The sequence below is a fragment of the Paenibacillus sp. GCM10027626 genome (assembly GCF_042676285.1).
Lineage (GTDB): Bacteria > Bacillota > Bacilli > Paenibacillales > Paenibacillaceae > Paenibacillus_Z.
In genome coordinates, this window is sequence record NZ_JBHTHC010000033.1 from 1 (window position 1) to 13817 (window position 13817).

General features: G+C 50.8%; 9 protein-coding genes and 1 pseudogene. 9 read left to right on the plus strand and 1 reads right to left on the minus strand.

Annotated features, from left to right (window positions below; translation table 11 throughout):
* A pseudogene (locus ACFQ0N_RS35210) lies at positions 1-449 on the plus strand (gfo/Idh/MocA family oxidoreductase); the annotation flags it as partial.
* Positions 450-1238: 789 nt separating this feature from the next.
* Here the strand turns inward: ACFQ0N_RS35210 and ACFQ0N_RS35215 are convergent.
* The gene (locus ACFQ0N_RS35215) at positions 1239-2114 is read right to left on the minus strand and encodes an AraC family transcriptional regulator (RefSeq protein WP_379334799.1); all 876 of its coding nucleotides are present in this window, start codon (positions 2112-2114) and stop codon (positions 1239-1241) included.
* A 169-nt stretch (positions 2115-2283) separates the two neighbouring features.
* Here ACFQ0N_RS35215 and ACFQ0N_RS35220 point away from each other — a divergent pair, with 169 nt between their 5' ends.
* The 8 genes from ACFQ0N_RS35220 (at position 2284) to ACFQ0N_RS35255 (ending at position 13813) form a co-directional block, all read left to right on the plus strand.
* Positions 2284-3156, plus strand: a complete 873-nt coding sequence (locus tag ACFQ0N_RS35220; RefSeq protein ID WP_379334800.1) for a phytanoyl-CoA dioxygenase family protein — start codon at positions 2284-2286, stop codon at positions 3154-3156.
* Between the two features lie 78 nt (positions 3157-3234).
* A complete protein-coding gene (locus ACFQ0N_RS35225; RefSeq protein ID WP_379334801.1) occupies positions 3235-4224 on the plus strand; it encodes an alpha-L-fucosidase in 990 nt (329 codons plus the stop codon).
* A gap of 369 nt (positions 4225-4593) precedes the next feature.
* Entirely contained in the window at positions 4594-6288 is a 1695-nt protein-coding gene (locus ACFQ0N_RS35230) for a sensor histidine kinase (protein WP_379334802.1), read from the plus strand.
* A gap of 2 nt (positions 6289-6290) precedes the next feature.
* Entirely contained in the window at positions 6291-7841 is a 1551-nt protein-coding gene (locus ACFQ0N_RS35235; RefSeq protein WP_379334803.1) for a response regulator, read from the plus strand.
* Between the two features lie 146 nt (positions 7842-7987).
* Entirely contained in the window at positions 7988-9451 is a 1464-nt protein-coding gene (locus tag ACFQ0N_RS35240; RefSeq protein ID WP_379334804.1) for an ABC transporter substrate-binding protein, read from the plus strand.
* A 534-nt stretch (positions 9452-9985) separates the two neighbouring features.
* Complete coding sequence (locus ACFQ0N_RS35245; RefSeq protein WP_379334805.1) at positions 9986-10936, plus strand: carbohydrate ABC transporter permease; 951 nt, start codon at positions 9986-9988, stop codon at positions 10934-10936.
* Between the two features lie 18 nt (positions 10937-10954).
* Entirely contained in the window at positions 10955-11779 is an 825-nt protein-coding gene (locus ACFQ0N_RS35250; RefSeq protein WP_379334806.1) for a carbohydrate ABC transporter permease, read from the plus strand.
* A gap of 249 nt (positions 11780-12028) precedes the next feature.
* Positions 12029-13813: a cache domain-containing sensor histidine kinase gene (locus ACFQ0N_RS35255; RefSeq protein WP_379334807.1), complete on the plus strand. Its 1785-nt coding sequence runs from the start codon at positions 12029-12031 to the stop codon at positions 13811-13813.
* Positions 13814-13817 lie beyond the last annotated feature (4 nt).

Sequence of the window (13817 nt, forward strand, 5' to 3'; positions counted from 1 at the left end):
GTCACGAATTCAATCCGCCAGGGTCGTGGTATGCAGGCAACGCCTCGGCGCTATGTATATTCGAGATGTCGGACGGCTCGGTATTCTCGTACCGCGGCTCGTGGTGCGCTGAAGGCGCGCCAACCTCGTGGGAGGCCGAATGGCGCATTAACGGCGAGCGAGGAACCGCGATTTGGAATGGGGAAGATGCGCCGTATGCCGAGAGAACCGCTTCGGGAGAACAGGAAGGGAAATTTATACGCGACTATGAACGGGTAGAGGCTGATTTTAAATGGCAAGGGCGCTCCGGCCATGAAGGCTGCTTCGACGAGATGTTCGCCGCGCTGGAGGAAGGGCGACCGGCAGAAACGGATTGCCGCGACAACATTAAAAGTATGGCGATGGTGCTCGGGGCGATCGATAGTGCGAGGGCTGGTTGTAAGATCGACTTGCGCGACTACTATTCATGATGAACTGCCGCTTGCTTTAGGCTATTTTCGGGCGAGCGGTGAGCAGCAACTTGCTGTATATTTAACCAAAAAACAAAGCGAATCCTATTTTTAGGGCTCGCTTTTGTTTTTTACCAGCCATTGCCCACAAATCTTTTTTAGGCGTCTGTACAATCATTTGGTTATTTACCTACATATTATACTCATATGCACTGATTCCCTTATTAGGAGTGAACTCTAATGGCATATATGCCACAGTCTCCACCTCCAGCTTTCGTCCCGGAAAAACCCGCTGTATCTTATATTGTCGACTGCTTATTTCAATACACTTATGTTTGGTTGTGGAATGGGGAAAGTTTCTGGTTTTATCCGACACGGGTGGAATATGGTGAAGTTTCAGGCTATCGTTGGAATGGAGCATTCTGGACGTTCTACGGAATTGATCCTAGATTTATTGATGCAGTTTCATGTCCTCCAATTCCTACGCTATATTAAAATCATAATATAAAAAAAACCTGCGGCAACATCCGCAGGCAACAAGAGAGAATATATAATAAAGGGGGGTCATATTTGTATTATAGTTTTGTAATGTGAAAGGAACATGAAGGAAATATTACAGTTTCATTACAAAAATAGATCTAGGCTGAATTATAGCTTACTCATCCAGCCAATACTAGATTTCAGACTGGCGTCGGCAGCAATTAATCGGCGGCGGTCTATTTCTGTTTACAAAATTATGAACCGGAGGGGGACCCGGCAATGCCCGAACGTTAACGGAATAATTCCTATCTGGCGTTCCCCTCCGCATCGTTAGCCGTTCAGCATCTCCCGGTTCCGGTAAGAAGAAGGGGTAACCTTATAATAAGCGTGAAACTGTCTGGAAAAATTATGGATGCTGGAGTAGCCTAGCTCCTCAGATATAGCGGTAATGTTTTTGCTGCTTTCGAGCAGCAACGCAGCCGCTTTTTTCATTTTCACCTTGAGTAAATAGGCTTTGGGTGACAGTCCGGTTTCTTTTTTGAACAGCTCATAAAAGTATGATTTCTGCAGGCCGCATTTTTTGCACCATTCCTCGTAGGGGACATGGCGCTCAGGATGGAGCTCAATCTCGCGGATCATCCTGATAATGCGCTGATCTGTCGGGCGCTGCCCATGGATCGCATTATACCATTGGAGCAGCCACGAATAAAGCAGGCTGTTCATCGTCTCGCGGCGGTAATAAACGGAGTGGTCGTATACTTGCTGGATTTGCATAAAGCTGTCCATCAAATGCGGGAACAGCTGGAGCATATATCGGGTAGGCAAGCTGTCCAGCTCTGCCGACGGCTCCTGTTTCGTTTTCAGCTCAGGGCGCAATGGCTGGGGAACAAGTGAAAAATATATTTGGCGGGACTTGGCGTGCTCCTCTTGCTCCCACAAATCGAAATACAGGTTGTATGAGGGGAGCGGCGATTGGTCGACATGAAACGAATGAAGCTTTCCCGGAGGGATAAATATGAGAGTGCCATTCTCCACATGAAACGATTGGCCTTCCACGGATACTGAGCCTTTACCGCCAATAAACAGGTGCAAGGCGTAGGTATTCCCTCTTCGCGGCCCTTCGTATACACCGCCGTTATACAAATAATAGCTGGCATACCCCAAATAAGGGCGAATATCTTTGATTGATCGTCCCCCTGCTTCCAAAGCGATTCCTCCGTTTCCAGTTGAAATCAAACCATTTGAACGATTTAAAGAATTGACCAGATTGGCGGAAATTCAGACAAATCTATGGAAGCCCAGCCAAATACATCTCTAATGCTAGATGATAATATTTTATCGTAAATATGAAAAGAAGGCGAGGCGGCATATTTATATGGATAAGAGGACGAAGGGTGGAAGTTTATCCAAAGAGCAGCAGCTTTTTTATGAACGGGAAGGCTATCTTGTCATCGAAAATTTGCTTTCAGAGGAAGAGATGCTGTCTGTCCGGCAAGCGATGACGGGTAAAGTGTCGATGATCGCCGACGATTTGTTCGCAAGCGGACTGATTACCGACAAGCTGGAGGGACTCCCTTTTCAATCGCGGCTGGCCGGTCTGTTCGAATCGTTAACCGATAAACATTTTTTGAAATACGGCCGCGGTTGGCGCGATCGTTTGCCCGGATATTTCGAGCTGATGAGCAACCCGAACATATTGGATGCGGTTGAATCGCTAATTGGACCGGAAATATTCGCAAGTCCTGTCTACAATGTACGGCCGAAAGTGCCGAAGGTGGCTGCAGGCGCGGTGCCGTGGCATCAGGACAAATCGTATTGGCCGGGCTCCAATGCTAATCCGGTCATTACGGTATGGATTTCCTTCGTAGACGCAACGCTTGATAATGGCTGCTTGCATATTAAACCGCGCACTCACCTTTCGCAGCTGCTTGACTGGCATAACGAACAGTATAGCGGGACGGGATATACTGCCCTGCATGAGCATCAGCTGGGGGATATCGAGACGCTGGCGCTGCCTGTAAAAGCAGGTACGGCGATTTTGTTCAATGATCGGCTGCTGCATATGTCCACACCGAATGAATCGGACGGCGTCCGTTGGAGCGTCGATTTGCGTTATCAGCCGACCGACCAGGACCCGATGTTGAACCATGGAATCGGATTTCTTGCGCGGAGCAGCAAGTATCCGAACCGCGTCGCCACGCTTGAGGATTGGCTTGCAGAAAGGATGGAGCATCAGGCGAGGCAGTAGGAGTGAGTGTGTCTGGCTAGCTGGGCATATGGGGGTGCTCGTAACGGAGCCCGCAATCAATGAGGGGAGATGGGAAGGATGACGGAGGAGCAGCAAGGCAGCCAACGATTAAGTTTGGAGAAGCTGAAGCGCTGGGAGGCACTTGGGTATGGGATGTTCATCCACTTTGGGATGAGTACGTTCGACGGTCAGGAATTATCAATGGGCGATCAGCCGTCAACCGTATACGCACCTTCCGCGCTGGACGTCGACCAGTGGATCCGGGTGGCGAAGGAAGCAGGGATGAAATATGCGGTGCTGACGGCCAAGCACGTATCCGGCCATTGCTTGTGGCCTTCGAAGTATACGGATTATCATGTCGGCACAAGCGGCAATACGACGGATGTCGTGCGCGCTTTTGTCGATGCCTGCCGCAAATACGACATTATGCCGGGACTCTATTATTGTTCTTGGGACAATCATCATTTGTTCGGCTCGCTGACGCCTTCTATGACGGGATTCGGGGAGTCGTGGTGGAAAATTGCCTATACGACTGAGGAATACTTGCAGTTTCAGTGGAATCAGCTCGAAGAGCTGCTCTCCCAATACGGCCCGATCGGTGAAGTATGGATCGACATTCCCGGGCTGCTGCCCCGGGGCTATCGCCATAAGCTGTACAAGCGGATCAACGAGCTGCAGCCGGATGCGATCGTGATGATGAACCATGGCATCGGCGACGGCTCGAAGTTCGATATCGGCTACGCCTGGCCGTGCGATATTATCGCCATCGAGCGGTTTTTGCCGAACAGCCATACCGGACATCAGCCGTGGCGGGAAATCGAAGGCAAAACGTATTATATGCCGGGCGAAGTATGCGACCCGATTGGGCGCGAATGGTTTTACGTCGAAGGGGACCCCGTACGCAGCGATGAGGAACTGCTCGGTATGTATTTAATTTCGCGCTCACGGGGCACGAACCTGCTGCTGGACGTCGGCCCCGATAAACAGGGACAAATCCCCCAGCATTACGTTGACGCCCTGATGCGTCTGAAAGCAAATATCATAAAAGTGAGCGGCAAGATAATATGAGCAGAGGGCGCCAATTTGCCCAAATTGCAACTTCATTGTAAAGCCGCAGATCCGGTGATTGCCGCTACGTTTTCCTTAGCCTGGCAGGAGACACCTCTACTATTGGTTAGTGTTGGCCAACAACCGCACTATACCCAATATGTAGAGGTGTCTTTTTGATACTATACTTTATTCCGGAAATAGGAAATATCGCGTATCCCAAATTCCCCTTGTCCAAAGATGGAGATGTTGTTAGGATGTTGTTATCTGGCGCCGCCGCTGCAGCCGCCGAATAAGCATCTCCAAGCCGGCACAATGCAATCTGAACCTCGCCAATTTTGTTCCCTAAAAATTCATCGCTTCAGCATGTCCTTTGAAGGAGGCCAGCCTATGCCGCTATTGCGAAAACTGTGGAACCGTCTCACCTCAAAGCTGTTTTACAAAATTCTTATCGTCTATTCGCTCCTGACCGTCATTCCGCTCGTTCTGATCATCAGCCTGTTCTATGTTCGCACCACCGTCATTATCGAAGAGAAAATGAAGACATCGAGCAATCAGACGCTGGTGGAGACCGTGGACAAAATCGATGGCCTGCTGAAGCTTGTCGAGCAGCAGGCTGTACGCATTGCAAACTCGTTTGCTGCGAGCAAGCTGCTCAACAACGATCACGACCCTGAAACTTATCCGCTGGCTGCCGAGGAGCGGGAACTGTTGAAGGAGGAACTGCTGACGGAGCTGCAGACAGAGCTGAAAAGCAATCCCATGCTTGATGCCATTTACCTGTTCAACACGGAAGGCGGAGCGACGATGCTGGAAGGGACGACGCCGGTGCTCAGCTTCCCTGCAATCTCCTATATCGCCAATTTGCAGGAGGTGAACACGCTTGGCTGGGCATTTTTCACCGATCAACGCCGGGCGACGTCCGCGATGAAGATTTTGAATCGCACAACTGAGCTGCCGATCGGATACGTTGCCATTATGTTGAAGCCCGAAGCGCTGAAGGAAACGTATGCTTCATACAATGCCGGCGCATTTTACATTACGAATGCCAACAATCTGATTTTATCGGCGAACGATTTGAACGAGATTGATCAACGGCTGGATCTGGAGGCCAAGGGTCGCGAAATGGTTGTCAACAGGCGCAGCTCCTACTATACGGGCTTTACGTATACGAGCTTTTTGCCCAAGAAAGATTTGAACCGCGAAATTGCGGATTTGGCGTATTATGCGATCGGCATCACGCTGGCGGCGTGGATTATCGTCTTTCTGCTGACGTTCATCATCCTGAAGCATATTACGAAACCGCTGGTCAAGCTGAGCGGCTTGATGCGGCGCGTGGAGCGAGAGGAGTTTTACCAGATCGGCGGCATTACGACAAACGATGAAATTGCGCAGCTATGCGCCAGCTTCAACCAGCTCGTGGGGAAGATCAAATATTTGATCGAACAGGTGTACAAGGCTGAACTGCTGAAAAAGGAAGCGGATCTGAAGATGCTCAAAATGCATCTGAATCCGCATTTTCTCTATAATACGCTGGAATCGGTCAGCATTATGGCCAGAAGCCAGCAGGCGGCAGAAATCCCGCAGATGGTCGATATGCTGTCCAAAATACTTCGCTCATCGATAGCGCCTACTAACGATTTTGTGCCGCTGGAGACGGAGATTCAGCTTGCCACCGCTTATTTGCAGCTTTACAAATACCGCTACAAGGAGCGGCTGGCCTGGTCGATCGATATGGAGGATGGCCTCGAATCGCTGCTCGTGCCGAAGCTGATTTTGCAGCCGATCGTCGAGAATGCGATTATGCACGGCGTCGACCAACTGGTCGACCGGCCAGGGCAGGTGGCTATTCGCGCTTATGAGCATCAATTTGATTTGCTGCTTGAAGTGGAGGATAACGGTCCGGGATTCACGGTTTCCCCCGGCGGAACGGCGAGGGGACTGGGAACAGGGCTCGATAATGTGGAATCCAGATTGAAGCTGCTGTACGGCGGCAAATATGGCGTGACGGTCAAAAGCCGGGAGCCGTCCGGTACCATCGTGCAAATTCGCTTGCCGATCATTTTGAATGAGAAGAGGGGATAGCCATGAAAATATTGATCGTCGACGACGAGGCGCTTATCCGCGATCATCTGGAGGCGCTGCCCGAGTGGAGAGAGCTTCAATGCACCATCGTCGGTAAAGCGGCGAACGGTCTGGAAGCGCTGTCTATTATTCCGCAAACGCTGCCCGACCTGGTCATTTCCGATATCCGTATGCCTGCCATGAACGGGCTTGAGCTTGCGGAGCAAATTCGCGCAAGGTACCCGGATATCCATGTCATGTTCATCTCCGCCTATCACGATTTCGAATATGCCAGGCAGGCGATGAAGCTGGGCGTCAGCGATTTTATTACGAAGCCGATCCGGATCCCGGAGCTGGTTGAGTCTGTGGAGCTGCTGCAGCAGGGCGTGCTGCGGATGAACGAGGACGACCGGATGGAACAGGAGAAGCTTATTTCCTTGCTGCTTGCCGGAGATGGCGCTTCGGAGAAGCAAGCCGAAAAGCTGATCCGCAAGCAGCAGGTTGAAGGCCGCGGCGTTCAGATTGCGCTTGCCGAGATCGACAATGTCGAGCTGCTTCATCTGGCGGGCAAACCGATCTCGCTTATGGCGCTGCGGGAGATCGCCAGCAATCTGCTGCGCAGCCAGCCGAGACCGTACTGGACGTATCTGGATCTCAGCGGCATTGTCATCGTCTTCTTCGAGCCGGAGAGCCCGCAGCTTGATGCCTCGTGGGAGCTGCTTACGATTGCAGGCAATCTCGTCTCTGGCGTGGCCAGTATGACGAATCACAGCATCTCGATCGGCATCAGCGGCCGTCTGCCCTCGGTTGCCGATATTCGCGAAGGCATGCGGCAAAGCCGGCAATGTCTGGAGTACCGGATGCTGCTCGGCAAAGGCTCCATCATCGCCTATGATGCGCTTGCCGGATTGGAGCAAGGACGGGGGGCCAAGGAGGACAAGACGGTGGTCGAACTGATCGGCCATGTCAGGCGCGCCGACAGCGAGCAGATTTCCCGTTCGCTGCGCAAGATTTATCGCGAAATGCTCGCGGCCGGCATGAACAAATCTGTTATTCAGCAATATGCGGCAGACATCCTGAACCGGACCGACGCCCTGCTGGAGGAATTGCGGGTGCCGATGTGCGAAGAACGGCGGATGGAGGCGCAGAAGTCGGTTTACCGTTATGGCATTTTGGCTGATCTGATGCAATTTTTATCCGGTTACTTGCTTGAAGCGGCCGGCAAAGTGGGCAGCCGCTCCCACTCACAGTCCCCGGCACTCATCAAGCGCGTGTACGACTATTTGGACAAGCACTGTTCGGAGGAGGTGACACTACTGTCATTGTCCAAGCATTTGCATATTAACCATTCCTATCTGTCCAGGCTGATCAAAAAGGAAACAGGTGTCAATTTCCGCGATCTGCTGTGGCAGCGCCGGATCGACAAGGCGAAGGAACTGATGAACGAGCGCGACGAGAAAGCGTTCGAAATTGCGTACAGGGTAGGGTTTAAAGATCCGTCGCACTTCAGCCAGGTATTCAAACGATTCGTCGGCGTAAGCCCTTCGGAATATCGCGATTCCCTGGAGCCATAAATTTCCGGACATGCTGCAGCAACAAGTCAATTGCAGCACAGATAGGTCAACTGCCTGCCTTTATTCGCGATACTGCCGGTTTTACAATATGGATAGTAAGCCAAATCATTAAGCCAAGCCAACTTTTATGGGAGGAGTTGCTGTCATTGAAAAGGAAGATCGCTGCGATTGTAAGCGTTTTAATGGTAATGTCGGTTATGCTACTCGCATGCTCTGGCAATGGGGGGAAAACGGGTTCCGGCACCGATCAGCCGGACAACGCCGGCAAAGGAGGAAGCGGCGGCAAGACGGATAACAAACAATACGTCATCCGCTATGATCCGCAAGCTCATTTGCCCAAAAAGCCCGATGCCCAGGATCCTACCGAGAAGAAAGTGCTTGATGAATTGAATCAAAAATATATGGATCAGCATCCGAACGTGAAGATTGAGCTGGTGAAGGTGCCGGCCAATCAGGATCGCAATGCATGGCTGCAGGCCAGGATGATGGCCAAGGATGCGCCGGATATTTTTTGGGCCAACTTTGAGGATACGTGGACGAATTACAAGAAGGGCTGGTTCATGCCGCTGGACGATTGGCTCGCCAAGCCAAATCCGTATAACGAGAACAAAATATGGCAGGACACGTTCATTCCGGGAATATTGGATTCGGTACGGGCACCGGACGGAAAGCTGTATGTCATTCCGGCCGACGGCGTCGGCGTAGCCATTTTCTATAACAAGGAAATATTCCAAAAGCTGAATTTGCAAGAGCCCAAGACGTGGAGCGAATTTATGGAGGTGTCGGCGGCGATTCAGGCTGACGGCAAAGTTCCCTTCGCTTTCAATATGGTCAACAAAGGCTGTTGCGATGCGCAATGGTCGGATGCGCTGCTGCACAATCAGTTCCTGATCGGCAATATTGGCGATTTGGATACAAATCATAACAACCGCATTGATCCGCTGGAAATTGCTGAAGCGACAAAAGCGGGCAAAATGCCGAATATGGATATCCGCAAGCAGGAGTTTACACTGATGAAGGAATGGGCGAAATATTGGCCAAAAGGCTTCGCAGCCAAATATGACAAGAACGAGATGTTTGCTTCCGGCAAGGTAGCGATGATGTTCGGCGGCAGCTGGACGATCTCTGAACTGCGGGCGATGAAGCTGCCATTTGAATTTGGCGCATTCAACTTCCCTACGCTGAAAAAGGAATCGGCATCGCTGTCCACCGAATCGGGAGCGAAAATATACGGCCCGTGGGGCCCGGGGCAATGGATTGTACCAGGCTATCTCCAGCAGGACGATCCAGACAAAATCCCGGTCATCATGGACTACCTGATGTTCCTGAGCAATCCGGAAAATATCTCTGCGCTCGATAAGGAGACGGAGTCCGAGCCGAATATTGTCGGTGCCGAGGCGCCGGCCGGACACGAGGTGTTCCAGGAGGATCTGCCGATTATCGTGGTGCAGCATTACGGGGCTTATCTGGGCAAAGCGTTCTTCGACAAATTCGACAGTGCGCTGTCACTCTATCTCTCGGATAAGCTGACAATCGATGAATTCCTGGAGCAGATGAAGCAATTTTACCAGCAAGGTGCGGAGGAAACGATCTCGCAGCAGGGAAGCTAGTATCGGTTTTGGCGAAGGGGCGGCACGCGGACCTGAGCGGACTAAAGGGACCTGAAGGGGCCTGAACGGACCGTCGATCCGTTATCTGTGAACAAACGTGCCAAATTGGGAGGGATGCGGACCCTGGTTCCGTTATTGGTCTGGAATTGCCGCGAAAAGCAGGCAAAATCGGCAAGTAACGGAACGTCTGTCCGCGTAACCTCCAACTTAACTGGCTTTTGGCAAATAACGGATCGTGTGTCCGTGAAACTATTCAGTCGCCTGTTTTTTCGAGTCAATAGCGAATCACAGTGCAGGTCCGTATGCGTTCCCCGGTCCGCCGCAATGTTGCACGTTATGCAACATTTGGAGCACGATGCAGCCCTATTTGCCGGAAATGTTGTACGTTATGCAACAATCAACGCCATTTCGCCCCCTCGCAGCAGCAGATTGTTGCATTTCGTACAACAATTTGGGGGTATGCTAGCTTCCCGCCATGGACTTGTTGCACAAACTGCAGCATTTTCAGATAAAAGTAAAGGAGGTTGAACGATTTTGAATAGAGCCGAACCCGCAGCGCTGCCTCCGACGCCCCGTTCCGCACGAACGCGCAAATTGAGTGCGAGAACGACGGCCATTGCTTATCTATTTCTGGTGCCGACGGTTGTCATGATCCTTGTCTTCAACTACTATCCGGCGATCGCCGCCTTCGTCTACTCGTTTACCGATTGGAACGGTTTTACGCAGCCAAGCTTTGTCGGCCTCCGCAATTTTACGGAGATGTTTACGACCAAGGTGTTTACGCAGGCCTTCTGGAATTTGTTGTGGCTGTCCCTGGTCAAGGTGATCATATCGATTACGATTCCGCTGCTTGTCGCTTTTCTGATTTACAAAGTAAAAAGCTCACGGCTGCAAAATTTGTACCGGCTGCTGTTTGTTTTTCCGCTCGTCATCCCGATGATGGTCATTTTGCTGCTGTGGCAGTTTATTTTAAATCCGGACGTCGGATTGATCAATGCGATTCTTTCATGGCTGGGCATTCCGGAGAGCAGCTTGCCCTTATGGCTGGGCAGTCCTGACACCTCATTGATTTCGATCATGCTGATCGGTTTTCCCTGGGTCGACGGCGTAGCGATGCTTATATTTCTGGCCGGCTTCCAAAGCATACCACGCTCAATCGTGGAAGCGGCTACGATGGATGGCGCAGCAGGACTGCGAAAGCTGGTGTTTATCGAGCTGCCGCTCGTGCTCTCTCAGGTCAAGCTGATCCTTATTCTGACGATTATCGGCACGCTGCAGGGCTTTCAGACGCAGCTCGTCCTGACCGGCGGCGGTCCGGGCTACTCGACTACCGTGCCGGGACTCATTATGTACCAGGAGGCCATGAGCAACAACAGGCTTGGTTTCGCCTGCGCGATCGGGGTTGTGCTGTTCATTCTAATTTTTGCCTTGACGCTGATTAACAATAAATATTTGAAATCGTCGACAGAGTACGGCGCGGAATAGAGAAGGAGGCAGATGACGATGGTCGGTTCCCACCGGTTGCGCTCCGTGCTGACGCACGGCGGTATTCTCGTATTCGGCATCCTGACGATGATTCCGTTCTTGATGCTTATCAATTTGTCGTTGAAAGATTTGTCCCAGTTCAACCTGGAGCGGTGGTCGGTTTCGTTTCCGTTTCACCTCGAGAATTACTCCGCCGCCTGGGAAGTTATCCGCCAATATGTGCTTAACAGCTTTATTATAAGCGGTGTAACGGTTGTCGCTGTACTGGCGGTCTCATGCCTGGCGGCATACCCGATGGCGCGGATGAAATTTTTCCTGAAGGAGAAAATTTATTTTCTCATTATTGCACTGCTCATGATTCCGTTTACGCTGACGCTCGTTCCGCTGTTCAGCCTTGTGGTCAAATTCCAGATTCTCGACAGTTGGCTCGGATTATGGGGGCCTTACATTGCCGGAGGGCAGGTCTTCTGCATTTTTGTCCTGCGTTCCTTCTTCTCGTCCTTGCCTGAAGAAATGTTCGAAGCGGCCCGGGTCGACGGGGCGGATGAATTCCGCATCCTGTTCTCGATCGTGCTGCCGCTGTCCAAAGCGATAATTGCCACGCTCGGCGTGCTTAATATTCTCAACACGTGGAACGACTATATTTGGCCGCTTATGGTCATCAGCGACGAGAGCAAAATGCCGCTCACGCTCGGGCTAATGAGCTTCCAGCAGATGTTCACCACCAACTGGGGACCGCTGTTTGCCGGTTACGTGTTGGCCTCGCTGCCGCTCATTCTGCTATTTATCTTCGCCAGCAAGCAATTCGTTGAAGGGCTGGCCTCGGGCTCGATCAAGATGTAAGCGCATGTGAAACAGCCCATTTGTCCAGTTTACGCAATGCATTTGCAGGCGGGAGGATCTTTATGGGTGAATAAATAAAACATACAAAAATCTCCTACTGTAGAAGTTGTAGCGGGTAACGCGCTGCCTCTGCAAAAGGAGGTTTTTTGTTTTCTTGTTGTCAGCAATTTTGAACTGGTATACAATCATACAACCGGGAAATGAAATGGCGCTGCACATCTTGTAATGCAAGTGAGAGGAGTTGCCCTCATGCGAATCCGACAATGGAAGCACAAGCTGAAATTCAAGATGCTTGTGCTTTTTACGACAGCGGCGGTTCTGATGCTGTCTCTGCTTGGCTTGTTCATCTATCAGTCTACGAAAAGTACGCTTAGACAAGATGCGATTAAGTATAACACCGCTCTTGTACAACAATTGACCTCCAACCTGGACGTTTATTTCAATAACGTCAGCACCATTCTTTACACGATTGCCGGGAATTCGGAGACAGCCGCAGCGCTGGAGACTTACGACGACAATTACCAGCGGCAGGTGGATAGCAACTGGTTTTTTCATGCTTTGCTGCTTTCCTACAGTCAGGTTAACCCTTTTCTTGAGGATTTGATCATTATTCGCAACGGACGGGCAATCTATAATATTGCCGCAAACAGCAATGACCGCTTTTATGAATTTCAGCACGCCCCGTGGTTCAGCGCAGCCGGACTAGGTGCCGGAAAAGTTGTTTTTATCGGTCCGCACGAGCATAACTATTACATTAATCCGCTGCCGTCGGGGCAGGTTGTTTCCGCGTTAATTGCGATCTATTCCCCGTTTCAGACAAGCAAAGAGCCTCAAGGCCATTTGCTTGCCGATATCAGTCTTGCCGAAATTCAATCGCTGATCAACCAAACCGGAAAAGCAGCCAGAGGCGATTTATATGTTTTAAATGAAAAGAATGAAGTGTTGTTGCAATCGTTTTCACTGAATGAAGCGGATCATACCACCCATGTGAATCTTAATTTGCCGGAACGGCCGGAAGAGAGCGGTGTATTTTTTGATGCTGTGAACGGAATACAATCCCTGGTCATTTTTAATTCATCCTCTACTACCGGCTGGAAGACCGCCATTGTCATTCCGGAAGCGACTATTTTTGAAAGTACAGGGAAAATTCGTTGGGCCACCGCACTCGTCGTATCGATCAGTATCGTCATTATGGTTGCGCTCAGTTATGTTCTGGCCAATGCGATAACGAAGCCGCTCAGCCGCCTGATGGCGACAATGGCGCAAGTCGGCCGCGGTCAATATGACCAGGAAGTTGAAGTGACGACGCAAGATGAAATCGGCCTGCTCACCAAAGAATATAACAAAATGCTGCGCAAGCTGGATCACCTTGTGAAGGAAAATTATCTTGTCGCCATTGAAAGTAAGGAAGCCAGATATCAGGCGCTGCGCGCGAAGTTTAATCCGCATTTTTTTAATAATGTGCTGCAGACGATTCGCGGGCTTGCTGTACTTGAGCGGCATTCCGATATAGAACAATTAATCGAGCAGCTTGGCGAGATGTTCGCTTATGTGCTATATGAAGATGAGGAATGGGTGGATTTGGAGAAGGAAATGAATTATCTTTCGCTTTACTTATCCTCGTATCAGTGGAAAGGCAGCCGTAACTTCTCCTTTAAGATCCAGGCAGACGATGCTGCAAAAAACGTTCAAGTTCCGAAGCTGCTTCTGCAGCCGCTAGTCGAGAATGCGTTGAAACATGGCGGCAGAAAAGACGGGGCCCCACTGGAAATTTGTGTGATAGCCATTATGGCGAACGACAAGGTAAAGATTGAGGTCCGCGACAATGGAGACGGGATTGAGCCATTGCGGCTGGATATGCTGAACCGTCATTTGTTGGGCGAACATACGGGATTGGACCGCGTTGGAATTATTCATGTCAAGGAAAGGCTCAAGCTGGCTTACGATAGTGATGCAAAGCTTGAAGTTAGCAGCACCACAGGAAAGGGCACGACTGCCGCCATCGTTATCCCGGCGATTACGAGCAGAAAATAAGGAG